Annotated in this window: 24 protein-coding genes; 15 read left to right on the forward strand and 9 right to left on the reverse strand. The window is 61.0% G+C overall.

The window, feature by feature from the left end; translation table 11 throughout:
- Positions 1-505: 505 nt before the first annotated feature.
- The 3 genes from BLU76_RS19565 to BLU76_RS19575 are packed head-to-tail and all read right to left on the reverse strand — an operon-like array spanning position 506 to position 3,098.
- A complete protein-coding gene (locus tag BLU76_RS19565) occupies positions 506-1,687 on the reverse strand; it encodes an acetyl-CoA C-acetyltransferase (protein WP_092223948.1) in 1,182 nt (393 codons plus the stop codon).
- Between the two features lie 11 nt (positions 1,688-1,698).
- Positions 1,699-2,364 carry a CoA transferase subunit B gene (locus BLU76_RS19570; protein WP_003180355.1) on the reverse strand — a complete coding sequence of 222 codons (666 nt, stop codon included), beginning with the start codon at positions 2,362-2,364 and terminating at the stop codon, positions 1,699-1,701.
- A gap of 35 nt (positions 2,365-2,399) precedes the next feature.
- Positions 2,400-3,098 (reverse strand): CoA transferase subunit A, encoded by a 699-nt coding sequence (locus BLU76_RS19575; protein WP_063322042.1) that lies wholly within the window; start codon positions 3,096-3,098, stop codon positions 2,400-2,402.
- A gap of 168 nt (positions 3,099-3,266) precedes the next feature.
- On the opposite strand from BLU76_RS19575, the gene BLU76_RS19580 reads away from it, so the two are divergent.
- The gene (locus tag BLU76_RS19580; RefSeq protein WP_092145526.1) at positions 3,267-4,172 is read left to right on the forward strand and encodes a LysR family transcriptional regulator; all 906 of its coding nucleotides are present in this window, start codon (positions 3,267-3,269) and stop codon (positions 4,170-4,172) included.
- Positions 4,173-4,191: 19 nt separating this feature from the next.
- Here the strand turns inward: BLU76_RS19580 and BLU76_RS19585 are convergent, their stop codons facing one another.
- A complete protein-coding gene (locus BLU76_RS19585; protein ID WP_092145528.1) occupies positions 4,192-5,031 on the reverse strand; it encodes an NAD-dependent protein deacetylase in 840 nt (279 codons plus the stop codon).
- Positions 5,032-5,224: 193 nt separating this feature from the next.
- Between BLU76_RS19585 and BLU76_RS19590 the strand changes: the two genes are divergently transcribed.
- From BLU76_RS19590 to BLU76_RS19625, 8 genes are all read left to right on the forward strand, one after another.
- The gene (locus BLU76_RS19590) at positions 5,225-5,734 is read left to right on the forward strand and encodes a ferritin-like domain-containing protein (protein WP_092145531.1); all 510 of its coding nucleotides are present in this window, start codon (positions 5,225-5,227) and stop codon (positions 5,732-5,734) included.
- 73 nt (positions 5,735-5,807) lie between these two features.
- A complete protein-coding gene (locus tag BLU76_RS19595) occupies positions 5,808-6,080 on the forward strand; it encodes a hypothetical protein (RefSeq protein ID WP_092145533.1) in 273 nt (90 codons plus the stop codon).
- A 34-nt stretch (positions 6,081-6,114) separates the two neighbouring features.
- Positions 6,115-6,363 carry a metallothionein gene (locus tag BLU76_RS19600; RefSeq protein WP_092145535.1) on the forward strand — a complete coding sequence of 83 codons (249 nt, stop codon included), beginning with the start codon at positions 6,115-6,117 and terminating at the stop codon, positions 6,361-6,363.
- A 423-nt stretch (positions 6,364-6,786) separates the two neighbouring features.
- Positions 6,787-7,164 carry a con-10 family general stress protein gene (locus BLU76_RS19605; RefSeq protein WP_092145537.1) on the forward strand — a complete coding sequence of 126 codons (378 nt, stop codon included), beginning with the start codon at positions 6,787-6,789 and terminating at the stop codon, positions 7,162-7,164.
- Positions 7,165-7,428: 264 nt separating this feature from the next.
- A complete protein-coding gene (locus tag BLU76_RS19610) occupies positions 7,429-8,310 on the forward strand; it encodes a manganese catalase family protein (RefSeq protein ID WP_072347677.1) in 882 nt (293 codons plus the stop codon).
- A gap of 104 nt (positions 8,311-8,414) precedes the next feature.
- Positions 8,415-9,344 carry a ZIP family metal transporter gene (locus tag BLU76_RS19615; RefSeq protein WP_092145539.1) on the forward strand — a complete coding sequence of 310 codons (930 nt, stop codon included), beginning with the start codon at positions 8,415-8,417 and terminating at the stop codon, positions 9,342-9,344.
- 177 nt (positions 9,345-9,521) lie between these two features.
- Positions 9,522-10,022, forward strand: a complete 501-nt coding sequence (locus tag BLU76_RS19620) for a YciE/YciF ferroxidase family protein (protein WP_092223950.1) — start codon at positions 9,522-9,524, stop codon at positions 10,020-10,022.
- Between the two features lie 132 nt (positions 10,023-10,154).
- Complete coding sequence (locus BLU76_RS19625; protein WP_092145541.1) at positions 10,155-11,561, forward strand: saccharopine dehydrogenase NADP-binding domain-containing protein; 1,407 nt, start codon at positions 10,155-10,157, stop codon at positions 11,559-11,561.
- Here BLU76_RS19625 and BLU76_RS19630 read toward each other — a convergent pair.
- A complete protein-coding gene (locus BLU76_RS19630) occupies positions 11,548-11,955 on the reverse strand; it encodes a YkvA family protein (RefSeq protein WP_092223952.1) in 408 nt (135 codons plus the stop codon). The genes BLU76_RS19625 and BLU76_RS19630 overlap by 14 nt on opposite strands.
- 140 nt (positions 11,956-12,095) lie before the next feature.
- On the opposite strand from BLU76_RS19630, the gene BLU76_RS19635 reads away from it, so the two are divergent.
- Positions 12,096-13,115, forward strand: a complete 1,020-nt coding sequence (locus BLU76_RS19635) for a hypothetical protein (RefSeq protein WP_092223954.1) — start codon at positions 12,096-12,098, stop codon at positions 13,113-13,115.
- Between the two features lie 9 nt (positions 13,116-13,124).
- Here BLU76_RS19635 and BLU76_RS19640 read toward each other — a convergent pair whose 3' ends face one another.
- Positions 13,125-13,319, reverse strand: a complete 195-nt coding sequence (locus tag BLU76_RS19640; RefSeq protein WP_092145547.1) for a hypothetical protein — start codon at positions 13,317-13,319, stop codon at positions 13,125-13,127.
- Positions 13,320-13,607: 288 nt separating this feature from the next.
- On the opposite strand from BLU76_RS19640, the gene glsB reads away from it, so the two are divergent.
- The gene (glsB, locus tag BLU76_RS19645) at positions 13,608-14,516 is read left to right on the forward strand and encodes a glutaminase B (protein ID WP_063322034.1); all 909 of its coding nucleotides are present in this window, start codon (positions 13,608-13,610) and stop codon (positions 14,514-14,516) included.
- Positions 14,517-14,578: 62 nt separating this feature from the next.
- Here the strand turns inward: glsB and BLU76_RS19650 are convergent, their stop codons facing one another.
- Together BLU76_RS19650 and BLU76_RS19655 are read right to left on the reverse strand one after the other, a co-directional pair.
- Positions 14,579-14,908, reverse strand: coding sequence for a hypothetical protein (locus BLU76_RS19650; protein WP_063322033.1), 330 nt, complete (start codon positions 14,906-14,908; stop codon positions 14,579-14,581).
- 672 nt (positions 14,909-15,580) lie between these two features.
- A complete protein-coding gene (locus BLU76_RS19655) occupies positions 15,581-17,527 on the reverse strand; it encodes a DNA topoisomerase III (RefSeq protein ID WP_092223955.1) in 1,947 nt (648 codons plus the stop codon).
- Between the two features lie 242 nt (positions 17,528-17,769).
- Between BLU76_RS19655 and BLU76_RS19660 the strand changes: the two genes are divergently transcribed.
- The 4 genes from BLU76_RS19660 to BLU76_RS19675 all read left to right on the forward strand — a co-directional run bounded on the left by BLU76_RS19660 (position 17,770) and on the right by BLU76_RS19675 (position 22,344).
- Positions 17,770-18,177 (forward strand): response regulator, encoded by a 408-nt coding sequence (locus BLU76_RS19660; RefSeq protein WP_063322031.1) that lies wholly within the window; start codon positions 17,770-17,772, stop codon positions 18,175-18,177.
- A gap of 114 nt (positions 18,178-18,291) precedes the next feature.
- Entirely contained in the window at positions 18,292-18,813 is a 522-nt protein-coding gene (locus tag BLU76_RS19665) for a sigma-70 family RNA polymerase sigma factor (protein ID WP_092145553.1), read from the forward strand.
- On the forward strand, positions 18,810-19,769 hold the full coding sequence (locus BLU76_RS19670; RefSeq protein WP_092223957.1) for a FecR domain-containing protein: 960 nt from the start codon (positions 18,810-18,812) through the stop codon (positions 19,767-19,769). Before BLU76_RS19665 ends, BLU76_RS19670 begins: the two co-directional genes overlap by 4 nt.
- 97 nt (positions 19,770-19,866) lie before the next feature.
- Positions 19,867-22,344 (forward strand): TonB-dependent siderophore receptor, encoded by a 2,478-nt coding sequence (locus BLU76_RS19675; RefSeq protein WP_092223959.1) that lies wholly within the window; start codon positions 19,867-19,869, stop codon positions 22,342-22,344.
- A gap of 41 nt (positions 22,345-22,385) precedes the next feature.
- Here the strand turns inward: BLU76_RS19675 and BLU76_RS19680 are convergent, their stop codons facing one another.
- Positions 22,386-24,008 carry an MFS transporter gene (locus BLU76_RS19680; protein WP_092223961.1) on the reverse strand — a complete coding sequence of 541 codons (1,623 nt, stop codon included), beginning with the start codon at positions 24,006-24,008 and terminating at the stop codon, positions 22,386-22,388.
- Positions 24,009-24,040: the final 32 nt, after the last annotated feature.

Consider the following 24,040-nt stretch of genomic DNA (forward strand, 5'->3'; position numbering starts at 1 on the left):
GCCTTTGCCTGAGACACCGAGCCGTCAGGCTTCAGGGCCGCTTCGCGCCCCAGCGGGAGCAAGCTCCCTCGCCACGGGATGTGGCTGCACCTGACCAACAGCCGTGATCGGTTTGGTGCGCGGACCTGACAAACAGTTTTCTGCTAAAAACAGTTCGGCAATCTGTCCTGGTTAGGCGAGCACCTACCTCTGTGGCGAGGGGATTTATCCCCGTTGGGCTGCGAAGCGGCCCCAAACCAAGCAACTCGGTGTGTCAGGAAGGTTGAGTTCACTGCTTTCGGGCCGCTCCACAGCCCAGCGGGGATAAATCCCCTCGCCACAATGGACCGCTCCGTCAGGTACACCGATGTTGACGACATGAAGGGCACCAGAGTCCGATCCGGCCAGTCATGCGCAAAACCAACAGGCAAAAAAAACCGGCGCAACCGAAGTTACGCCGGTGGTGTTGCCAGTGATTGCGCGGATGTTCGTGGGTCCGAGCAACCACCGTTGAACGCTTCGCCGGTCAGGCCCGTTCCAGTGCCAGGGCCACGCCCTGGCCGCCGCCGATGCACAGGGTGGCGAGGCCTTTCTTGGCGTCGCGCTTGATCATTTCATGCAGCAGCGACACCAGCACGCGGCAGCCCGACGCACCGATGGGGTGACCCAGGGCGATGGCGCCGCCGTTGACGTTGACCTTGTCCATGTCCCATTTCAGTTCCCGGGCCACCGCCAGTGACTGGGCGGCGAAGGCTTCGTTGGCTTCGATCAGGTCCAGTTGGTCCAACGACCAGCCGGCCTTGTCCAGGCAGCGACGGGTGGCCGAGACCGGGCCAATGCCCATGATGGCCGGGTCGACGCCGGCATTGGCGTAGGCACTGATTTTCGCCAGCACCGGCAGGCCCAGGGCCTTGGCTTTTTCGGCGCTCATCAGGATCACTGCGGCGGCGCCATCATTGAGCGAGGACGCATTGCCCGCAGTGACGCTGCCGTCCTTCTTGAAGGCCGGCTTGAGCTTGCCCAGGGATTCGGCGGTGGTACCGGCGCGCGGCTGTTCGTCAGTGGCGAAGGCCACGGGATCGCCTTTGCGCTGGGGGATCAGGATCGGTGTGATCTCATCGGCAAACCGACCGCCCTTGATGGCGGCGACGGCTTTCTGCTGGGACGCGGCGGCAAAGGCATCCTGTTCTTCACGGCTGATGCCGTACTTGTCCACCAGGTTCTCGGCGGTAATGCCCATGTGGTAATCGTTGAACGCATCCCACAGGCCATCGGTGATCATGCTGTCGATCATCTTCGCATGGCCCATGCGCAGGCCGGTGCGGGCGGCCGGTAACACGTACGGGGCCAGGCTCATGTTCTCCATGCCACCGGCAATGATCACTTCGGCGTCGCCACAACGAATCGCCTGGGCGCCCAGGTGCAACGCCTTGAGTCCCGAACCGCAGACCTTGTTCAGGGTCAACGCCGGTACCGCATGCGGCAGGCCAGCGAGGATCGACGCCTGGCGAGCCGGGTTTTGCCCGGAGCCCGCCGTCAGCACCTGGCCGAGGATCACTTCATCGACCTGCTCACCGGACAGGCCGGTTTGCTCCAGCAGGCGCCGAATCACCGCTGCACCGAGTTCCGGCGCGGGAATGGAAGCCAGCGAACCCTGGAAACTGCCGATGGCGGTACGGGTAGCGGCGACAATCACGACTTCTTGCATCGAATCTCTCCTCACTGGGCAGCGAACTGCATTTCAGGCACGTGGTCCGGCACGATCAATTTGCCGGCGGTCTTGGCGACGATTTCCTCGACGCTGACGCCTGGGGCACGTTCTTTCAAAATGAAGGCGCCATCCTGGATTTCCAGGTAGGCCAGGTCGGTCAGCACCCGCTTGATGCACCCGGCGCCGGTCAGTGGCAGGCTGCAACGCGGCAGCAGTTTCGACTCGCCGTCCTTGGACGCATGGGTCATGGTGACAATGATGTTCTCGGCGCCGGCCACCAGGTCCATCGCGCCACCCATGCCCTTGACCAGCTTGCCGGGGATCATCCACGAGGCAATGTTACCTTCGACATCCACCTCGAACGCACCCAGTACGGTCAGGTCGATGTGGCCGCCGCGGATCATGGCAAACGATTCGGCCGAGGAAAAGATCGACGCGCCAATGCGCGCGGTGACGGTTTGCTTGCCGGCGTTGATCATGTCGGCATCGACTTCGGCTTCGGTGGGAAATGCGCCCATGCCGAGCAAGCCGTTTTCCGATTGCAGCATGACTTCCATGCCTTCGGGAATGTAGTTGGCGACCAGGGTCGGAATGCCGATGCCCAGGTTCACGTAGTAGCCGTCCTGCATTTCGCGGGCGACGCGTTGAGCCATTTGTTCGCGGGAAAGTGCCATGGTGTTATTCCTTCATTCGGGCCGGGGGCAGGGGATCACTTACGCACGGTGCGCTGTTCGATGCGTTTTTCGAACGTGCCGCAAATGACCCGGTCGACGTAGATGCCAGGGGTGTGGATCTGCGTCGGGTCCAGCTCGCCGGGCTCGACGATTTCTTCGACTTCCACCACCGTGATCTTGCCCGCCGTGGCGGCCAGCGGATTGAAGTTCTGCGCGGTGTGGCGATAGATGACATTGCCGAAATGGTCGGCCTTCCAGCCCTTGACGATGGCGAAGTCGCCGGTGATGGATTCTTCCATCAGGTACTGGCGGCCATGGAATTCACGCACTTCCTTGCCTTCGGCCACCGGCGTGCCGACGCCCGTGGCGGTGAAGAACGCCGGGATGCCGGCGCCGCCGGCGCGCATTTTTTCAGCGAGGGTGCCTTGTGGGGTGAGCACGACTTCGATTTCGCCGCTCAGCAGTTGCTGCTCGAAGAGGGCGTTTTCGCCCACGTAGGAGGCGACCACCTTGCGGATTTGCCGGTCTTCCAGCAGTACGCCGAGGCCGAAGCCGTCGACGCCGCAGTTGTTGGACACCACGGTGAGGTCGCGGATGCCCTTGCGCTTGATCTCGGCGATCAGGTTTTCCGGGATACCGCACAGGCCAAAGCCGCCGGCGATGACGGTCATGCCATCTTTCAAGCCTTCCAACGCTTCTTCATAAGAACTCACGCGTTTGTCGAAACCTGCCATAGACACCTCTTTTATTCTTGATGGGGTCGCAATGGAGTGCAGTGTTGCGCTAAGTCATATATTTGTTAAGTTGATTTTTAGGTTGGATTGATTGATAAAACTCAACAGTCGCCGCCATCCACTGGCGGCTCGAAACTTACGGCTTGCCCCTGGAGCGAAGCGATCCCCATGACCCTCAAGCAGATCCGAGCCTTCCTCGCGGTGGCCCAGAGCCTGAGCTTTGCCGTGGCCTGCGAACGGCTGCACCTGTCCCAGTCGGCCCTTAGCCTGACCATCAAGGCCTTGGAAGAAGGCCTCGGCGGTCGTTTGTTCAGCCGTAATACCCGCAACGTGGCGCTGACGCCCGAAGGTGAGTCCTTGTTGCCACTGGCCCGACGGCTAGTTGCCGATTGGGACAATGCCGAAGACGAAATGCGTCAACGCTTCACCTTGCAGCGTGGTCGCGTGACGTTGGCGGCAATGCCTTCGTTCGCTGGCAACCTGCTGCCACCGATCCTCAAGACCTTCCGCGCCCGCTTTCCGAATGTCAACGTCACGGTCAACGATGTGATCAACGAACAGGTGCTGGAAATGGTCCGCGATCGTCATGTCGAATTGGGTGTGGCGTTCGAGCCGATGCAGGGTGCGTCATTGGCGTTCACACCTTTGTATCTCGATCGCTTCGTCGCGGTAGTGCCGCTGGACTCACCGCTTGCCCAGCGCGACGAAATCCACTGGGAAACCCTGCTGGAACAGCCCTTCATCACGCTGCAACGGCCATCCACCGTACGGGTGATGCTGGAAGAGCATTTGCAGGCCCGGGGCATGAAACTGCCTGTGGAGTTCGAGAGCCACCAGTTGGCGACCGTCGGGCGGATGGTCGCCAGCGGGCTGGGGGTGAGTGCCGTGCCGGCGCTGTGCGTCGGGCAGATGCATGAGCTGGGTGCCCGCTGCATCACCTTGAGTGATCCGGTGATCGAGCGAGCCATCGGGGTGCTGACCAAACCGGGGCATGAACTGTCGGCGGCGGCGCAGGCGTTGTTCGATACGCTCAGGGATCAGGAGTTGGGCTCGTTGACCACAGGCCAACACTGACCCTGTGGGAGTGGTGTGGTTAGCGCGGGTGTTGCGCCAGCAATGGCAGTAATTGCTCACACGGCTCTTCAAGCTTGAGGTCCAGCAACTCATCGGCCCGGGTCTTGCCCCGGTTGATCACCAGCAACGGCTTGCCCTGGTCCTTGATGGCCCGGCACAGGCGAAACGCCGAATACGCCATCAGCGACGAGCCCACCACCAGCAGGCCGTCGGCTTGCTCGACGGCTTGCATGGCGCGGGTCGCGGTGAGGGGGGCGACGTTCTCGCCGAAAAACACCACGTCGGGCTTCAACCGCTCGCCGCCGCAATGGGGGCAATTGGGCACTTGAAAGCGCGCCTCGAACGCCGGGTCCAGCAGGGTATCGCCGTCGGGCGCCTGCACGGCGTCGACACCGGCCAGGTAAGGATTCTGCGCTTCCATCGACAACTGGATCTGCTGCCGCTCGCTGCGCTGGCCACAATCCAGGCACAACACACGGTGCAGGCTGCCGTGAAGTTCAATGACGTCCTGGCTGCCGGCCTGGTCATGCAGCGTATCGACATTCTGGGTGATCAACCCGGTGATGCGCTGCTGCGCCTGCAGTTGGGCCAAGGCGTCATGGGCCACGTTCGGCCTGGCCTGCCTCACCCGTGGCCAGCCCAGCATCGCCCGCGCCCAGTAGCGCCGTCGTGCTTCGGCCTGGGCGAGGAACTCCTGGTACATCATAGGCTGTCGACCCCGTCGTACGCCGTCGCTGTCGCGGTAGTCGGGAATCCCCGAAGGCGTGCTGATGCCGGCGCCGGTGAGCACCAGGAAACGACGCCCGGCCATGTGCTCCAGTAACCGATCGAACGGTGCAAGGTGAAGGTCGTCGGGCATTGGGTGTCTCCGTGGGCCTGGAGCCGTTGAGATTAGCACTGCAATTGCGCAGGAAAACGGTCCCAGCGCCTTTCGTCGCCCTGGCCCGTGGTCTTTTCAAACTTTCCCCGACGCCGCGCTATCCACTTTTATGTGCGGTACTTCAGAACCGTCGCGCTGCGTTGCAGTAGCGACCACGGCTAAGGAGAAGGAAATGGCAACGCCTAAAGAGAACCTGCTGGACTGGCTCAACGATGCCCATGCCATGGAGCAGCAAGCGGAAAAAATGCTCAAGGCCCAGGCCGAGCGCTTGGAGCATTATCCGGTGCTCAAGGCCCGGATCGAGGAGCACTTGCAGGAAACCCTCGGCCAACAAAAGTTGGTCGAACAATGCATCCAACGCCTGGGCGGCAGTACGTCGACGCTCAAGGACCTGGCCGGCAAGCTCATGGCCTTTGGTCAGGCGGTGGGCGGCATGACAATGAGCGACGAAGTGGTCAAGGGGGCCATGAGCGGCTATGTGTTCGAGAACCTTGAAATCGCCTCCTACACCGTGCTGATCGAGGCGGCGAAAGTAGCCGGGGATGTGGAAACGCAACGGGCGTGCGAACAGATCCTGCCCCAGGAAATCGCCATGGCCGAGTGGTTGCGCGACCACTTGCCGGAAATTACCCAGGCGTTCCTGGAGCGTTCGGCCAATCCGCACACCGAAGCCAAGCGCTGAATACGGCTGAGTGTTAAAGAGCGACCGGATGGCGTGTCGAGTGCTCCTTGAAGCGGCCGAGAAGAGGAAACGTATGAAGCAGACCACGGGTGAAGTACGGGCCATCAATCGACAGAGCGCAATGGTGGGGGTGTATGTGGCGCAAGAGGACGGCCATACCGTGCTCGAGCTGAGTTCGGCCAACGACATCGATATTGGCGACATCCTTGAATGGAACAGCGGCACGGCCTTGGGCACGCAGTCCTATCACAACCTGACCAAGGGCTGGACTGCTGATGTGTACGTGGCCAAACACGGCGTTGCGGCGGCGAATCTCGAAGTCCAGCTGATGGTCGGGTCTTCCTGACGGCGCCTCGACCCCTTATTCCGGGAGAAAGAGCATGAGCGAATTAAAGTGCGGTTGCCCCGATTGCCAGTGTGAGATAGATCCGCAACGGGTTTTCAATCATGACGGCGAAGCCTACTGCAGCCAGGCCTGCGCCGAACAACACCCCAACGGTGAACCGTGTCCGGCGCCAGACTGCCATTGCGAACGCAGTGGCAAGGTGGGCGAGCGGGACGTCACCAATAAGCAGCTGGACGACGCGCTGGAGGAGACGTTTCCGGCAAGCGATCCGATTTCACCCTGAGCATTCTTGAATCCGGGTATCGGCGACAGGGTATCCGGACGCCGCAAGCCGGTCAGTGCGGTGGTGCAGGACAACACCGGCAGCCCGCGAGTTTTGGCTTCCTGGAACGGCGCGAGGCCAGGGTGACGAGACCGGTGCAGTAGGGTGCCGGCGCCGCCCGACCTTTGGCGGACAGCGTGGAAAGACACGCACTGCTTTCAATTGAATGTAATAACTAGCTGCTAAGGTGTTTAAGATAATTTATGACTCATCGCTTGTTTGATAGCGAGTTGTAATGCTCAGCAGTTGAATGGATTTGAATTTTCGCCTTCTGACCGTTCGTCGCCGTTCGCTGAATTTCTTTCAAACCTTGGCGAAGTCCAATTCTCATAGTACATACGAGCCAGCGAGGCTCGTTAAACACTAACTAACGAGGTGAATGAAATGGCTAATACAGGAAATAACAATCCTGGCAATTTCGCTAACGATCGTGAGAAGGCATCGGAAGCCGGGAAAAAAGGTGGACAAGCGTCCGGTGGCAACTTTGCCAATAACCCGGAACGCGCCTCCGAAGCAGGTCGCAAGGGGGGGCAGGCATCGGGCGGTAACTTTGCCAACGACCCTGGACGCGCTGCGGAGGCTGGCCGCAAAGGCGGGCAGGCATCGGGCGGTAATTTCGCCAACGATCCTGAGCGCGCCTCGGAAGCGGGCCGCAAGGGTGGCCAGGCTTCGGGCGGCAATTTTGCCAATGACCGGGAAAAGGCCTCCGAAGCCGGTAGGAAGGGCGGCGAAAACAGCCGTGGCGGCGGTCGTGACTCGTAATGCCCGCTGAACAGACAGGCCCCGTGCCCATGGCATGGGGCCCCATGGGCGGCAATAATTGAATGCGGATATAAAGTTTCGCCTGGCTTTACAAGCTTTCCTTTTTATTCGAAATGAGATGTGCGGTATTGTTTTTTCATTACCGTTCATCTTATTTATCGAATAAAAAATAAAATCAAATTCTCTTAACTTTTTCTGATGTCTTGTGGGCCTGTTATTGCTGACAGTGTCTCCATGGTTTATGTCTGATCGAGGGGTTTTATCATGTTTTTACATAATAAAAGACTGCAATACACCGTGCGTGTCGCCGAACCTAATCCCGGGCTTGCCAACTTGCTGCTTGAACAGTTCGGTGGTGCCCAGGGTGAGCTGGCGGCGGCGTCGCGCTACTTCACCCAGGCCTTGTCCGAGGACGATCCAGGCCGTAAGGATTTGCTGATGGACATCGCCACCGAGGAGCTCAGTCACTTGGAAGTCATCGGTTCGATCATCGTGATGTTGAACAAAGGTGCCAAGGGCAAGATGGCCGAGGGCGTGGAAAAGGAGGGCCAGTTGTACCGGGACATCAACGGTGCCGGCAATGATTCCCACATCACCAGCCTCCTGTATGGCGCCGGTTCGCCGTTGACCAACTCCGCCGGTGTGCCCTGGACCGCCGCCTATGTGGACACCATCGGCGAGCCGACAGCGGACATGCGTTCCAATATCGCGGCCGAGGCGCGGGCGAAAATCGTCTATGAGCGCTTGATGAATGTCACTGACGATCCCGGTGTGAAGGAAGCGCTGGGCTTTTTGATGACCCGCGAAATCGCCCACCAATTGTCGTTCGAAAAAGCCCTGCATTCGATCCAGCCCAATTTCCCCCAAGGCAAATTGCCGGGCATGCCGGAGTTCACCAACGTGTACTTCAATATGTCCCAAGGCGAACCTACCGTGCGCGGCCCATGGAATCAGGGCGACGATTGGGAGTTCGTCGAAAATCCAGCGCCGGCGGTGGATGGCGGCGATGGCCTGGCCAGCGTCCAGCTCAGTGAAAAGGACGAAGCGCTGCTGATGGACATGAAGGCACGGACGATGTCCAACCCGGAAAGCAACCCCACCACAGGTGCCGACTTGGGTTCAGGGATGCAAGGTGACAAACTGTAAACAACGGCGAGGGAGGAGACTCCCTCGCCTGAACCTTTGCGTCTGAGCGTTCCCGCCATGCAACGCTCAGACTGGTTATGCCCACAGAGCATTAAGGACATTCGATGGACCAGCCCACTTCCCGGATCCGATCCCCCTGGCGCACCTGGCTGGGTCCTGTACAAGACAATCTGCTGTTGGGCGTGAGTTTCTGGCTGGGGCTTGCGGTGATCACCGCATTGTTACTCTACAGCGGCTATAACGCCTTGGTCGGCGCTGATCGGCACAATCTGGGCTACGCGGTCCTGGGCGGAACGTCCGGTTTCGCCGCCACGGCCTTGGGCGCATTGATGGCGGTGGTGCTGCGCGATATCTCGTCACGCACCCAGGACATCATGCTGGGTTTCGCCGCCGGCATGATGCTCGCCGCCAGCTCTTTCTCTCTGATTCTGCCGGGCATCGAAGCCGCGCAGGTGATTTGTGGCAATCAGTTGCTGGCCGCGTTTGTCGTCGTGCTTGGCCTGGGCTTGGGTGTAGCCCTGATGATCGGCCTCGACCGCTTCGTGCCCCACGAACACGAATTGAGCGGGCGGCGCGGTCCCGAGGTCAAGCGCATTAATCGTGTGTGGCTGTTCGTGCTCGCCATCACCTTGCACAACCTGCCGGAAGGCATGGCCATCGGCGTCAGTTTTGCCGACGGCGATTTCAAGGTCGGCTTGCCCCTGACCACTGCCATCGCCATCCAGGACATCCCCGAAGGACTGGCCATTGCGATGGCGCTGCGGGTCACGGGCATCAGCACCTTGCGTGCTGCGCTGATTGCAGTGGGGTCCGGGCTGATGGAACCGTTGGGATCGGTGATTGGCCTGGGCATGTCATCGGGTGTGGCGGTTGCCTACCCCATCAGCCTCGGGCTGGCGGCAGGGGCGATGATCTTCGTGGTGTCCCACGAAGTGATTCCCGAGACCCACCGTAACGGCCATGAAACGCCGGCGACGCTGGGCCTGATGATGGGGTTTGCGGTGATGATGTTTCTCGACACGGCGCTCGGCTGAAGGCTGCTCGACCGTCTCGATACCCTCCGTCCACGCTTCGAAAAATTTCTTGAACATCTGAAATTTTCTTCGGGTCAGTGTTGATGACAGGTGAAGCAGCGGATGCCGGCTCCACCCTCATCTACCCTTTGAGGCCCGCCAATGCGGCGCCTTTTCTTGACCGGAGGATGATTGAAAATGGCCAGGAAAACAGTGACCGACCTGTTCATTCACGAACTGTCCGATATCTACAGCGCCGAGAAGCAGATCACCCGCGCATTGCCCCGCATGGCCAGGGCTGCGACCAACCCTTTGCTGGCGCAAGCCTTCAACGATCACCTGGAAGAAACCCAAGGCCAGATCGAACGCATCGACACCCTCATCGAAGTGGCCGGCATCAAGCTCAAGCGCATGAAGTGCGTGGCCATGGAAGGGTTGGTGGAAGAGTCCAAGGAACTGCTCGAGGAAATCGAGAAAGGGGCGGTACTCGATGCCGGGTTGATCGGCGCGGCGCAAAAAGTCGAGCATTACGAGATCGCCAGTTACGGCACCCTGATTGCCATGGCCAAGCACTTGAACCTCGGCGATGAAGTGGTCGGGCTGTTGCTGGCGACGCTCAAGGAAGAAAAGTCCACCGACGAGAAACTGTCCAAGATCGCCGAGCAGGGCGGTAACCAGGCCGCGACGATGGACTCTTGACGACCGGCCAGTCGGGGGCTGGCGCAGGATCGACAAGGCCTGCGCCAAGCGCCTGTCGACTCTGACAGTAGCCAAAGACTCGATGCCGGTATCTCATGGCTCCATTGTTTGCGTTCTCCCCGGAGGCAGCTCATGGAACACCGGGTCCCATTCACCGGGCATCTGATCTTCATCGGGTTCGGTTCAATCACCCGGGCAACCTTGCCGTTGCTATTGGGACAGGATCATGTCCCGGTCCAGCACATCACGGTCATTGCGCCTGTTATCGAGAAGCACATCTGGTTCAAGGAGCGAGGCATCAGTTTCGTTCCCAAGGCGCTGACTGAGTCGACCTTCGAGCAAATCCTGGATCGCTTCGTCAGGCGCGGCGACTTCATCGTCAACCTGTCGGTGGCGGTCAGTTCGCTGGCGCTGATGGCCTATGCCTTCGAGAAGGGCGCGCTGTACCTCGATACCTGCGTCGAGCCTTGGGCGGGCGGCTACGACGATCCGCAGTTGAGCCTATCGCGTCGTACCAACTACGCCTTGCGCCATCAGGTCCTGGATTTGCGAAAAAAACTGGGCGAGGGGCCGACGGCGGTGGTGGCCCATGGCGCCAATCCCGGCCTGATCACCCATTTGCTCAAGGCCGGGCTGGTGGAGCTGGCGGTGCAACTGAATCATCCGCTGCCACACAATAGCAAGGGTGTGGATTGGGCCCGGTTGTGCATGGAGACGGGCATCAGAGTGATCCATTTTGCCGAGCGTGATACTCAGTGCTCCAAGCAAATAAAGCAGGACGATGAGTTTGTGAACACATGGTCGGTGGAAGGATTCATCAGTGAGGGCTGCCAACCGGCGGAGTTGGCCTGGGGCACCCACGAGCGCAGTTGGCCGTCGTCTGCCAGGCGCCATCGCTTCGGGAGTCGCAACGCCATTTACCTGGAACGGCCGAGCGCGAGCGTACGGGTCAAGACCTGGACACCGTTGGGCGGGCCCTGCCTGGGCCTGATGATCACCCATCACGAAACGGCCTCGACCGCCGACCTGCTGACCGTGAAAGATCAACGCCAGTTGATCTACAGGCCGACCCTGTATTACGCCTACCATCCGTGCAACGATGCCTTGTTATCGATGCACGAGCTGATCGGGCACGGCTGGCAGGGCCAGCCCCGGCAACGCATCCTCAACGGTGAAATCGACGGCGGCGGCGTCGATGCGCTGGGTGTCCTGCTGATGGGGCACGAACTGAATGCCTACTGGTTCGGCTCGGTGTTGAGCATCGATGAGGCACGCGCGCTGTTGCCCTTCAACAATGCCACCAGCCTGCAGGTGGCTGCGGGCGTGCTGGCGGGAATCGTGTGGGCGGTGGAGCATCCGGATCGCGGTATCGTCGAGCCGGAGCAGATGGACCATGAGCGTGTACTGGAAGTGGCCAGGCCTTACCTCGGCACCCTGGTGGGCAAGTGCACCGACTGGCGACCAACCGGCACCCTCTACGAAGCTCTCCGCAACCGGGCTGCGTTCGAGTGGCAGTTCGAGCAGTTCACCCGTTTTTGACCCGGGCCCCTGAAAACCACCACGCCGTGGCCGCCAGCGCTGCCACCCATGCCAGCACGATCAGTGCCGCTGCCATCTTGTTCACCGGGCGTTGACCGTCGTTCTCCTGCCACTGTAGGGCCTTGGCTTCACACTCGGCCAGTATGGCCGGCGGCATCAATCGAATGGCCAGCCAGATGCCCATCGGTAACAGGATCACGTCATCCAGATAACCCAGCACCGGGATGAAATCCGGAATCAGGTCGATAGGACTCAGGGCGTAGGCCACCACGATGATTGCGATCCATTTGGGCAGCCATGGCGTCTGCTGATGGCGATAGCAGAACCACAGCGTGATGGTCTGGCGCTTCAGGGCCGTGGCCCAGTGGCGAAGACGTTCGAGGAGCGTTGCCATTCAATAAACCTGCTAAGACCGAGATACCAGGCCAGGGTAACCGCAAACGCCGGATAAGCCTGCCTTGGCCCGCAGGTTTTGCTGCTCTGCACCTATACTCAATCCCGTGGTGGATGACATGAATCCGGGGTGGCGCGATCGTGCTGCGTTCGCTGATGTTGGCCGTTATGCTCGTTCTGGCCGGGTGCGCCACGTCACAGCGCGGTCAACAGGCTGCCACGGTGACGATTGACCAGGCCACTTGGCGACAGGTGGACCAGCAGATCATCGCAGCATCGAAAAGCGCCGTAGAACAGGCGGCACTTTACGCCCGTGGGTCGATGGAGCATTGGCGCACGTTGGTCTATAAGCGCACCGAGGTTGAATTCATTCCCTGGTTCAGCAGCTATTGGACCCAGGAGTGGCTGGCGGTGAAGGTCAGTTGGTACGCCGCCAGCGCCGAGGGCGAGACGGATTCTTCGGCCAGGCGCCTGGCGGTTTACCTGCAGGAACAATATCGCGAGCAGGTGCTGGAACCGGTGGCAGTGGAAATCGATCCCGAGGCGATCAGGGCCAACGCCATAGGCTACTACCTGCGCCAGCTCAATCAGCAGGTCCAGGTCATCGCCCTGCGGCATCGCATCCCGAACGAACTGATGAACCGGCGCTTGCACGGCATCCCGGCCATCCGCCTAGGTCCGCCCGCGGCGCGTGATGCTTCGTTGTACGAGATGGTTCACACCGAACCGTTGAACACCCTGCCGGCCTATGCGGCGCTGATCGATCACGTCAACAAGGCTGCAACCACAGGTGCCGGACCCTCTGAGGCGGTGATCGCCACGGTGGCGCAGCGCACCAGCGAAAAAATCGAGGCCCAGTTCGCCACGCGAGGGGCAACCGGTGCAGCGGCGGCCGTTGCCGGGAAGGCGGCCGGGGCGTTGATCTCGGTGGGCGTGGCGGGTATTCGCGCGATCATCCACGAGGGCGAGCGGCCGGAAATGGAGGCGCAGATCCGCAAAAGCCTGAGTGCTGCGTTCGATGAGGCGTGGTTCAAGTCGCTCAAGCATCCCCTCAGCGGGGTAATGGCGCCGGTGTATTACCTGGACGAGGAAGTGGGAGGCAACCTGGTGGAGGCGGACCTGGCCAATCGAGCGGTGGCATTGCCGGACATCAAGCCGTGACGGGCTGGCTCATTCTGACCCAAGGGTGACGCGACACCCCTTGCGCTGGCGGATCTGTTCGTCCGTGGGACGCTCTTTTACGAATTCGAAGCGCGGCTCGCCTTCGCTGTAGATCACCAGCCAGCCCCATTCCAGCTCGCTTTCATCCTGCCCGGGCCTGGGCGGCGAGGCCCACCAGGGTTCTTTTTGCACGATCTGACGCATGGCGTTCCTCCTATCGGTTGATCCCCTCAACTATAGACCGCTTGATTTCGCGATAAGCGTTGGTGAAAACCCAGCATCTTGTGGCGAGGGAGCTTGCTCCCGCTGGGCTGTGAAACAGCCCCATCAAGGGAATGCAGTGGCTGGGTCAGGGGTCGCTTCGTGCCCCAGCGGGAGCAAGCTCCCTCGCCACGGGATTTTGCGGGCAATTCAGTGTGCTCTGACGCCGCCCACCAGCGTCTAGCGTCTGTATCCCCGCACTCGAACGGGGAATGACTGGACCCCGCGCATATGCAAGCACTGTTGAACGAGATCCTCGATGCGGTTCGCCCCCTGATCGGTCAGGGCAAGGTGGCCGATTACATTCCGGCCCTGGGCACTGTGGCGCCTAACCAGTTGGGTATTGCCGTGTATGGCAACGACGGCGAGTTGTACTGCGCCGGCGACGCCGAAACAGCGTTTTCGGTGCAGAGTATTTCCAAGGTGTTCAGCCTGGTGCAGGCCATCGGGCATTCCGGCGAAGCGATCTGGGAGCGCCTGGGCCATGAGCCGTCCGGCCAACCGTTCAATTCCCTGGTGCAGCTGGAATTCGAACGTGGTCGACCACGCAACCCGTTTATCAACGCCGGCGCATTGGTGATCTGCGATATCAACCAGTCGCGTTTCGCCGCCCCGGCGTTGTCGATGCGCGATTTCGTGCGGCGTTTATCAGGCAACCCGCAAGTGATGGTGGACGGCAAGGTGGCCGAGTCGGAATACCAGCACCGTGCCCGTAACGCGGCGATGGCCTATCTGATGCAATCCTTCGGCAACTTCCATAACGATGTGGAAGCGGTGCTGCGCAGTTATTTCAGCCACTGTGCCCTGCGGATGAGCTGCATCGACCTGGCGCGGGCGTTCTGCTTCCTGGCCAACGACGGGTTCTGCAAGCACAGCGGCGAGCAGATCCTCAGCGCCCGGCAGACCCAGCAGGTCAACTCCATCATGGCCACCAGCGGCTTGTACGATGAGGCCGGCAATTTCGCCTATCGCGTCGGCCTGCCGGGCAAGAGCGGGGTCGGTGGCGGGATTGTCGCCGTGGTGCCGGGGCGGTTCACCGTATGCGTCTGGTCGCCTGAACTCAACGCCGCCGGCAACTCCCTGGCCGGCATGGCGGCGCTGGAATTGATGAGTCAGCGGATTGGCTGGTCGGTGTTCTAGTTTCCTGCCGCACAAAAAAGGCCCGCTCCTGATTCAGGAGCGGGCCTTCTTGTCAGGGGATATCAGCAGAGGCGGTCGATGACCCGGACCTCGGAAGTGTTCTGCATCGACTGCCAGGCCTGGGTCAGCGTTTGCAACACGCGACCGATGAAGTCTTTGTCGGCCGCAGCCTTCTTGCCAACATAGCCCTGGCCACGGCGGTACATCTTCAGCCGGGCACCCAGCTCATGCGTGTTCTTTTCGAACTCGTCTTCGCGGGTGTAGGGCGACAGGCAGTCCATATGCACCTGGCCAGTCTTGCTGATCCACAGGATATGGCTGTCGAGCGTGTCTTTGTGTGCTGCGAATATGCGAGCCAGTTCATCAATAGATGGTTGATTATTCAGATTCATGTGTAAGCCCCTTGACCATTTGGTTGATCTGTCTGGTGGTTCGCAAAAACTTCGCTACTCGGTCAGTACCTGCCTGCTACCGAAACCAGGCCGTCAGCATGCTTCCGTCGAACTTCGACGGGGTCGTGCATCGGTTGTGTAGTGTTATCGAAGGGCTGCTACGCAAATGCGCTACAACGAAGAGAAACAGCGAAGAATCTTCAGGCAGTGTCAACTTTCGAGGGTTGAACCACGTGCGTCATGAGGATCTTCACCGACGTTTCTCGTCCTTGTTACCGGACGGTCAGGCCAGGTCAGCACCTTCAATCTGCCTTGTGGGCAGTCCCTTATCCAAAAAACAGCTCGGCGGTCAGACGAGCTTGCTCAAACAGTTGCCTGTACTCCCGATCGGGGAGACGTCTGCATCATGCAAGGGCAAATCGGAGGCGTCAACGGTTTTGTAGTGATTATTTTTGGTCACTACATATTGTCGGACAAAATGGTTTGGGTATGAGCAATTGGGCTTGAGCCGAGCCCTGTGGCGAGGGAGCTTGCTCCCGCTGGGCTGCGTAGCGGCCCTCTGTCAAATCCCCTCGATTACCCTGATCCACCGTGCCGCCAGGTTTAGGGCCGCTTCGCGCCCCAGCGGGAGCAAGCTCCCTCGCCACAGGGTCTGTGTTTGGCATCATAGGCTCAGGTGGCCTTGGCCTTGCTCGCCTTGCGCGGTGCACCGGCTGCCTTGCGCTTGGCCGGCTTGCGCTTGTTCTTCCACGGGGTTGCGCCACGCCCGGCGGGGCTGGCCGGGCCGCTGATGGTCAGGCTCATGCCCTGGCAGCGGGCGACGTGCTTGCTCATCCAGGCGGCTTGCCGGGTCACGAATTCTTCCAGGCTCATTTCGCCGCTTTGCACCATGTCCAGGGCCTGCTCCCAGATGGCCGTGGTGCCCGGGTCGGCAATGGCCCGGGGCACGGCGTCGATCAGGCTGAAGGCCGCCGGGGTGGCCGACAGGGCCTTGCCGTTCTTCACCAGGTAACCGCGGTCGAGCAGCCCCTGGATGATCGAGGCTCGGGTCGCTTCGGTGCCGATGCCGGTGGTGTCCTTGAGCTTCTGCTTGAGCAGCGGGTCCTCCACCAGTTTGGCGACGTTCTTCATCGCCTTGATCAGGTCGCCTTCAGTGAAGGGCTTGGGCGGCTGGGTCCACAGGTCCTTGGGTTTCACCTCGTCCACCGTGCAATCGCGACCTTCGGCCAGTGCCGGCAAGGTTTGCGGTGCCGGCGCTTCACGGCCCTTTGCCGGCGCCAGTGCTTCGGGCAGGGCGCGTTTCCAGCCGGGTTCGACGATCTGCTTGCCCACGGCGCGCAGCGCCTGGCCGGCACAGTCGAAGTCGGCCTGGGTCCGGTCGTATTCGTGGTTGGGCAGGAACTGCGCTAGGTAGCGTGCGCGAATCAGCGTATAGACCGCACGCTGCTTGCCGGCGAGTTTGTCGAGGTTCTTGGCGGCGGCGGTGGGAATAATGCCGTGGTGGGCACTGACCTTGGCGTCGTTCCAGGCTCGGGATTTACGCTGCGGCTGCAGGTGCTCGCGCAGCGGCGCGAGGCTGGGGTCGACCTGGGCGAGGGCGGCCAGGATGGCCGGTGCTTCGCTGTGCTGGCTCAAGGGCAGGAAACCGCAATCGCTGCGAGGGTAGGTGATGAGCTTGTAGGTCTCGTAGAGCGACTGGGCAATGTCCAGGGTTTCCTGGGCGCCGAGGCCGAGCTTCTTCGAGCAGACTTCTTGCAGGGTGCCCAGGTCGAAGGGCAACGGCGCCGCTTCGCGCAGGCGCTCGGTACGCACCTTCAGTGTCCGGGCAGTGGCGGCGTTGCGCATGGCCTGGGCCGCGTCTCGGGCCAGGGCCTGGTTCAGGCAGCGTTCCTGATCGTCGCAGGCATCCGGGTCGGCCCGCCACTGGGCGGTGAAGGCCATGCCTTCGTGACTGAGCTGCACGTCGATGGCCCAATAGGCGACCGGTACGAAGTCGGCGATGCTGCGGTCGCGATCCACCACCAGGCGTAGCGTCGGTGTTTGCACGCGGCCCACCGGCAGCACGCCCTGGTAGCCGGACTGACGCCCCAGCAGGGTGAACAGGCGACTCATGTTCATGCCTATCAGCCAGTCGGCCCGGGAACGGCCCAGCGCCGAGTGATACAGGTTGAAGGTTTCGACTCCCGGCTTGAGGGCGGCCAGGGCCTTGCGGATCGACGCTTCGTCCAGGGCCGACAGCCATAACCGCCGGATCGGTCCGCGATAACGGCAATGTTCCACCAGCTCCCGGGCGATCATTTCGCCTTCGCGGTCGGCGTCGGTGGCGATCACCAATTCCTTCGCTTCCCCCAGCAGGCGCTTGACCGCCTTGTACTGGCTGGCGGTTTTCGGCTTGACGGTCATTTTCCATTGCGCCGGCACAATGGGCAGGTCGGTCAGTACCCAGCGCTTGTAGCGCGCATCGTAGGCGTCGGGCGGGGCGGTTTCCAGCAGGTGGCCGATGCACCAGGTGACCGTGATGCCAGGGCCCAGCCAGCAACCGTCGCCACGGCGCGTGGCACCGAGCACGGCGGCGATGTCCTTGGCCTGGGACGGTTTTTCACACAGGTACAACTGCATAGCGCCCTTTTCCTGAGCAGGTTTCATGGGGCTTTAGCATGGTCATGGATGCGCGCAAGGGCAAGTTTTATCTGTATGGATATACAGATAAAAACGTTGCGCTGCGTTGCCAGGGGGTGTCTGGCATGACATTCGGCGGCCTGTTGGCACGCAGAATGAATTTCTCGCAGGGGGATGGCTCATAACTTCAAGGCGGTTGAAACCCGCAAAGCAGGTTTATGAGGTCAAGGAGAGTCACTTTCATGAATTCGATGCCAAATGGCAACGGCCAGGCGACTACACGTTTGATTCTCGTTGTGGAAGATGATCCGACCATCCTGGAGTTCCTCTGTGAAATCCTCGAGGAGGAAGGGTTTGTCGTGGAGCCTCGGGAAAGCGCCGACGCAGCGCTGACATTTCTGGAGGAGAGCGCGGATTACGTCGATCTGCTGCTCACCGATATCACCATGCCCGGCAAGATTGATGGCGCGGACCTGGCCAACCTGACCGGAGACCGCTGGCCGCAGATACCGCTGCTGATCATGTCCGGTTTCGAGACGCCGGAAAGCGCCGGGATCAAGCACCACGCGTCCTTCATCGCCAAGCCTTGGGCGTTGGGACAGATGCTGGATCTGGTGGAAAGTACGGTGAAAAGCCACTCTCTGCACTGATCGATCCCAGAACGACGGGTTGTGATCGACCCGTCGCACTCATGTTTGGGTTGCAAGCGGCGATGGCTCCCATGACAATGCGAGTCATTATCAGTCGCGAATTATTCCATTGCCATGTCCGCCAACGATCTGTCCTTACGCAGTGCCGTCGACGTTCTGTACAGCGATCATCACAGTTGGCTCCAGGGCTGGTTGCGCAAGCGCCTGGGCAACGCCTTCGATGCAGCGGACCTCACCCAGGACACCTTCGTGCGCGTCCTCAAGGCTCGCTCCGCGTTGGACATTCGTGAACCGCGACCGTACCTGTCGATGATCGCCAAAGGGCTGTTGATCGATCTGTTTCGCCGCCGTTCACTGGAACAGTCCTATCTCGAAGCATTGGCCGCCATGCCGCAAGAGCAGCACCCATCGCTGGAAGACCAAGCCATCCTGCTCCAGGCCTTGATGGAAATCGACCGCTTGCTGCTGGGGTTGGGGCCGCGTATCAGGCAGGCGTTCATCCTGTCGCAGTTCGATGGCCTGACATATCCGCAAATTGCCGAGCGCTTGGGCGTCAGTGTCCGCACGGTCAATAACCACATGGCCAAGGCCATGGAACATTGCTGCCTGATGCAAATTCAATTGCAGCTGTCATGAACCTGCCGCCCGAAGAGTTGAGGGCCATTCGTGCCGCCGCGCAGTGGTACGCCAAGCTGCATTCGGGCATCACGACCGACGCGGATCGGGCCGGGTGGAATGCCTGGCTGAGCGCCGATCCGTTGCATGGCCAGGCCTGGCAAAGAATGACGGCGGTGGCCGAACAGATGGCGAGTGTGCCGGGTGCACTGGCGGCGCCGACCTTGAGTGATACCCACAACCGATCCCGTCGCCAGGTATTGCGCAGCGTGTTACTGCTGACGTCCGCCAGTGGCCTGGGGTGGTTGGGCTGGCGCAGCCAGGCGACTCAGAATCTGTTTTGCGATTACCGCACCACGGTGGGCGAGCGCCGTGAGTTTCAACTGGCGGACGGCAGCACGCTACTGCTCAACACCGACACATCGGTCAATGTTCGTTTCGATGCAAACCAGCGGCGACTGGAGCTGTTGCGGGGGGAGATTCTCGTGACGACGGCGGTTGATCCCTTGCGGCGTCCTTTCAAGGTGGCCACGGGGCCTGTCGAAGTACTGGCGTTGGGGACGCGTTTTATCGTCCGTGGCCAGGCGCGGGGCGGCGAGGTGGCGGTGCTGGAGAAAGCGGTCGAGGTCAGTCTGCCGGCTATTGGATCAAGGAGGCGGGTCGAAGCCGGCCAACGCCTGGACTTCAATGATCGGTCACTGGGTACGCTGCGCGGCAACGATGTGTCGGTGGGTGCCTGGCAGAAGGGAAGCATCATTGCCATTGACCGTCCCCTGGCGGCGCTGCTGGAGGAGCTTTCGCGTTACCGCAACGGTGTGCTGCGTTGTGATCCGGCCATTGGCGACTTGAAGGTGTCGGGTGTGTTTCCCGTCGATGACACGGACCTCGCCCTGGCGGCACTGGAGAGTGGTTTTTCGTTGCGAGTGACCCGATACAGCCGTTTCTGGGTCCAGGTATCGAGTGGCGACCGACGCTGACGCTACGGCGCGATAAAAAAATTGTTCTGCACTTTTCATCCGCATCGTTCGGCTCTTCCTCAGTGAGTTTTTAACGACCGTTTTGGGGAGGGGAAGCATGTCTTGGGTGAGCGCGCCAGGTCGTCTGGTGTTTGCAGTAAAAATCGGCCTGCTGGCAGCCGCTACGGGCAGCGCCGGGGCCGTGAATGCCAGCCCGGTTCCAGAGGCTTCGGCGCAGCAGCGTTGGGTGCAGGCCTACGATATCGGAGCCGGCAGCCTGGTGGATGTCCTGACCCGTTTTTCCAGCGCTGCCGGGGTCGCCATTTCGTTCGATGCCCGGCAACTCCAGGGCCTGCGATCGCCTGGCCTGAGCGGTTCGTTTGGCGTGGTTGACGGATTTGCGCGCATTCTGGGTGGCAGCGGCCTGCAAGCCGACTTCCAGGCCAACGGTACGTATGTGCTGCGCCCCGTGCCCGGCAATGGTTCGGCCATGGAACTGGGCGTCACCACCATCGACGGACAGAGGCTCGGCGCGACCACCGAGAACAGTGGCTCCTACACGACAGGGGCGGTCACCATTGGCAAAGGCGAGCACTCGCTGCGCGAAACGCCACAATCGGTGACGGTGATCACCCGCAAGATGCTCGATGACCAAAACCTGAACACCATCGATCAAGTGATGGAAAAGACGCCCGGCATTACCGTCTACGACTCGACTATGGGCGGAAAATATTTCTATTCCCGTGGGTTCCGGATGTCCGGCCAGTATCAATATGACGGCGTTCCGCTGGACATGGGCAACAGCTATGTCCAGGCCGATAGTTTCAGCAGTGACATGGCGTATTACGACCGTGTCGAAGTCCTGCGTGGTGCGGCCGGGATGATGAAGGGCTCGGGTGGTACCTCCGGCGGCGTCAATTTCGTCCGCAAACGCGGCCTGGCCACGGCCCAGACCGAACTCAGCCTCTCGGGCGGTACTTGGGACAACTACCGTGGGCAGATCGACACCGGTGGCCCACTGAATGATTCCGGTACTGTGCGGGGCAGGGCGGTGATCGCCGAGCAGAGCCGGCATTATTTTTATGACGATGCCCGTCGCAAGGACCAGATCTATTACGGCGCGCTCGACTTCGACCTGAGCCCCGATACGACGCTCGGCCTGGGCGTTGCCTATGAAGACGTCGATGCAAGCCCCTGCTGGGGCGGGCTGCCTCGCTACAGGGATGGCAGCGATCTGAAGCTCAGCCGCTCCACTTGCCTGGATCCGTCGTGGAATACCTGGCGTAGCCAGCGGACTACGGTGTTCGGCGATCTCAAGCATCAGCTCAACGACGACTGGGCCGTGAAGGTGGCCGGTGTCTATACGAAAAACACCCAGGACATCAAATACGCGTTTGCATCGGGCTCGGTGACGCCAGGCATCTCGACCACCAACATGCTGGGCAGCATGTACGATTACGACCAGGTCGATTACGGCCTCGATGCGTATCTGGACGGCAAGTTCGATGCCTTTGGGCAGCAGCACGAATGGGTCATCGGCTTCAACGCCAGTCGCTCGGACAAAGATGACTTTTTCTCGGTGGCATTGCTGCCAGAGAAACAGAATGTGTTCGATCCGGACCGTCATATTCCCGAACCGGACGACAGTTACTTCATCGAAAACTCGACGCGCGGTGGTCCGGTCAAGACCGTTACCGAGCAGCAAGGGATGTATTCGACCCTGCGCCTGAAGCTGGCGGATCCCTTGACGTTCGTGGTGGGCAGCCGGGTAAGCTGGTACAGCTCCAAGACCGACTCGGTGTTCCTCACCGGCGGTACGGAGCACGCCAAGAGCACGGAGACGGGCCAGGTCACTCCGTTTGCCGCCGTGTTGCTGGACCTCAACGAACACCTGACGGCCTACGCCAGTTACTCGGACATTTTCACGCCCCAAGGCAACTACCGCTCCGAAAGCGGTTCGGCACTCAAGCCCCTGGTGGGTGAAAGCTACGAACTGGGGATCAAGGGCGAATGGTTCGAGGGCCGCCTGAACAGCGCCTTCAACCTGTTCCGCACGCTGCAGAAGGACCAGGCCCAGACCGACTACATCTCAAGCTGTTCGTCCTCGGACGGTTTCTGCTATGAGAACGCCGGCAAGGTGCGCGCCCAAGGCTTCGAAGCCGAGATCAGCGGTGAAGTCATCGAGCGCCTGCAACTGCTGGCCGGCTACACCTACACCCAGACCAAGACCCTCGAAGACATTGACACCAGCCTCAACGGTGGTTCGTTCAACAGCTATGTGCCGCGCCATGTGCTGCGGCTGTGGGGCGATTATGCCCTCGGCGGGGCATTGGAACGGTTCAGCGTCGGCGCAGGCGTCAACGCACAAAGCGACAACTTCCGGGTGTCGCCAGCGACGGGCGAGAAGATCACCCAGGCCGGTTATGCGGTGTGGAACGGTCGCCTCGGCTACCGCATCGATGACACCTGGTCGTTGGCGCTCAATGGCAACAACCTGTTCGACAAGCGCTACTACGCCACCATCGGGACCGAGGGTTTCGGAAACTATTATGGCGAGCCGCGCAACTTCACCCTGTCCATGAAAGCGCGCTTCTGATCCGGTGGCGAGGGCGCAAGCGCCCTCGCCACGGTTTCTCCTCAGTTCTTGTCCAGGTCCACGCTCCGGGTTTCCCGCAGGCAGATCATGCCCACTACCAGGCTCACCCCGGTGATCACCACCGGGTACCACAACCCGTAGAAGATATCCCCGGTGTAGACCACCAGGGCGAACGACACGGTGGGCAGGAAGCCGCCGAACCAGCCGTTGCCGATGTGGTAGGGCAGGGACATGGAGGTGTAGCGAATGCGGGTCGGGAACAGTTCGACCATCAACGCTGCCAGCGGTCCGTAGCACATCGCCGAGATGATGATCAGCGCCACGATCAAGGCGACGATCATCGGCCGGTTGATCTGCTGGGTGTCGGCCTGTTGCGGATAGCCAGCCAGGGTCACCGCGCCGCGCAGGGCCGCTTCGTCATAGCCTTCGAGTTTCACGTCACCGACGCTGACCTGCACCGTGCTCCCGGCTGGGGCTGCGACGCTGCTGTAGGGCAGGCCTTGCTTGACCAGGAAGGTCTTGACCTTGTCGCACGGGCTGTCGAAACGCGCCTTGCCCACCGGGTCGAACTGGAAGGTGCAGGTGGCCGGGTCGGCGGTCACGGTGATCGGTGCCTGGCGGCTCGCCTGGTCGATGGCCGGGTTGGCGTAATGGGCCAGGGTCTTGAAGATCGGGAAGTACAGCGCTGTCGCCAGCAGCAGGCCGATCATCAGCACCGGTTTGCGCCCGACCTTGTCCGACAGCCAGCCAAAGAAGATGAAGAACGGTGCGCCGATCACCACGCTGACAATCAGCAGGCTGTTGGCCAGGGCCGGGTCCATCTTCAGGAACTGGGTGAGGAAAAACAGCACGTAGAACTGTGCGGCATAGAAGGTCACCGCTTGCCCGGCGTTGATGCTGAACAGGGCGATCAGCACCACCTTCAGGTTTTCCCACTTGCCGAACGATTCGCGAATCGGCGCCTTGCAGCTCTTGCCTTCTTCTTTCATTTTCAGGAAGGCCGGCGACTCATGCAGGCTCAGGCGAATCCAGGTGGAGATACCCAGCAGCAGGATCGACAACAGGAACGGAATGCGCCAGCCCCAGACTTCGAACTGATCACCGGTGAAGTAGCGGCAGCCCAGCACCACCAGCAGCGACAACAACAGCCCGAGGGTGGCCGTGGACTGAATCCAGCTGGTATGAAAACCGCGCTTACCCATTGGCGCGTGCTCGGCAACGTAGGTCGCCGCGCCGCCGTACTCACCACCCAGGGCCAGGCCCTGGAGCATGCGCAGCACCACCAGGATGATCGGCGCGGCGATGCCGATGCTGGCGTAGTTGGGCAGCAGGCCGACGCAGAACGTCGCCAGGCCCATGAGGATGATGGTCGCCAGGAACGTGTACTTGCGCCCGATCATGTCCCCCAACCGACCGAACACCAATGCCCCGAACGGGCGCACGATGAAACCGGCGGCGAACGCCATCAGGGCGAAGATGAACGCGGTGGTGTCGTTGACCCCGGCGAAGAATTGCTTGCTGATCACCGCCGCCAGGGCGCCATAGAGGAAAAAGTCGTACCACTCGAACACCGTCCCCAGGGACGAGGCGAAGATGACTTTCTGGGTTTCCTGGCTGGTGCCGACGCTGCGCGTGGCTTCCAGGGGCTGAACATGCTCGGACATAGCGGTATCCCTCACAGTGATTGTTTTTGTTG

The organism is Pseudomonas sp. NFACC08-1 (genome assembly GCF_900106735.1).
GTDB lineage: Bacteria > Pseudomonadota > Gammaproteobacteria > Pseudomonadales > Pseudomonadaceae > Aquipseudomonas > Aquipseudomonas fluorescens_Q.

Excerpts from the sequence above, each read along its gene's own strand:
- BLU76_RS19565 (WP_092223948.1), bottom strand. The coding sequence starts at position 1,687 with ATGCAAGAAGTCGTGATTGTCGCCGCTACCCGTACCGCCATCGGCAGT.
- BLU76_RS19570 (WP_003180355.1), bottom strand. The coding sequence starts at position 2,364 with ATGGCACTTTCCCGCGAACAAATGGCTCAACGCGTCGCCCGCGAAATG.
- BLU76_RS19575 (WP_063322042.1), bottom strand. The coding sequence starts at position 3,098 with ATGGCAGGTTTCGACAAACGCGTGAGTTCTTATGAAGAAGCGTTGGAA.
- BLU76_RS19580 (WP_092145526.1), top strand. The coding sequence starts at position 3,267 with ATGACCCTCAAGCAGATCCGAGCCTTCCTCGCGGTGGCCCAGAGCCTG.
- BLU76_RS19585 (WP_092145528.1), bottom strand. The coding sequence starts at position 5,031 with ATGCCCGACGACCTTCACCTTGCACCGTTCGATCGGTTACTGGAGCAC.
- BLU76_RS19590 (WP_092145531.1), top strand. The coding sequence starts at position 5,225 with ATGGCAACGCCTAAAGAGAACCTGCTGGACTGGCTCAACGATGCCCAT.
- BLU76_RS19595 (WP_092145533.1), top strand. The coding sequence starts at position 5,808 with ATGAAGCAGACCACGGGTGAAGTACGGGCCATCAATCGACAGAGCGCA.
- BLU76_RS19600 (WP_092145535.1), top strand. The coding sequence starts at position 6,115 with ATGAGCGAATTAAAGTGCGGTTGCCCCGATTGCCAGTGTGAGATAGAT.
- BLU76_RS19605 (WP_092145537.1), top strand. The coding sequence starts at position 6,787 with ATGGCTAATACAGGAAATAACAATCCTGGCAATTTCGCTAACGATCGT.
- BLU76_RS19610 (WP_072347677.1), top strand. The coding sequence starts at position 7,429 with ATGTTTTTACATAATAAAAGACTGCAATACACCGTGCGTGTCGCCGAA.
- BLU76_RS19615 (WP_092145539.1), top strand. The coding sequence starts at position 8,415 with ATGGACCAGCCCACTTCCCGGATCCGATCCCCCTGGCGCACCTGGCTG.
- BLU76_RS19620 (WP_092223950.1), top strand. The coding sequence starts at position 9,522 with ATGGCCAGGAAAACAGTGACCGACCTGTTCATTCACGAACTGTCCGAT.
- BLU76_RS19625 (WP_092145541.1), top strand. The coding sequence starts at position 10,155 with ATGGAACACCGGGTCCCATTCACCGGGCATCTGATCTTCATCGGGTTC.
- BLU76_RS19630 (WP_092223952.1), bottom strand. The coding sequence starts at position 11,955 with ATGGCAACGCTCCTCGAACGTCTTCGCCACTGGGCCACGGCCCTGAAG.
- BLU76_RS19640 (WP_092145547.1), bottom strand. The coding sequence starts at position 13,319 with ATGCGTCAGATCGTGCAAAAAGAACCCTGGTGGGCCTCGCCGCCCAGG.
- glsB (WP_063322034.1), top strand. The coding sequence starts at position 13,608 with ATGCAAGCACTGTTGAACGAGATCCTCGATGCGGTTCGCCCCCTGATC.
- BLU76_RS19650 (WP_063322033.1), bottom strand. The coding sequence starts at position 14,908 with ATGAATCTGAATAATCAACCATCTATTGATGAACTGGCTCGCATATTC.
- BLU76_RS19655 (WP_092223955.1), bottom strand. The coding sequence starts at position 17,527 with ATGCAGTTGTACCTGTGTGAAAAACCGTCCCAGGCCAAGGACATCGCC.
- BLU76_RS19660 (WP_063322031.1), top strand. The coding sequence starts at position 17,770 with ATGAATTCGATGCCAAATGGCAACGGCCAGGCGACTACACGTTTGATT.
- BLU76_RS19665 (WP_092145553.1), top strand. The coding sequence starts at position 18,292 with ATGTCCGCCAACGATCTGTCCTTACGCAGTGCCGTCGACGTTCTGTAC.
- BLU76_RS19670 (WP_092223957.1), top strand. The coding sequence starts at position 18,810 with ATGAACCTGCCGCCCGAAGAGTTGAGGGCCATTCGTGCCGCCGCGCAG.
- BLU76_RS19675 (WP_092223959.1), top strand. The coding sequence starts at position 19,867 with ATGTCTTGGGTGAGCGCGCCAGGTCGTCTGGTGTTTGCAGTAAAAATC.
- BLU76_RS19680 (WP_092223961.1), bottom strand. The coding sequence starts at position 24,008 with ATGTCCGAGCATGTTCAGCCCCTGGAAGCCACGCGCAGCGTCGGCACC.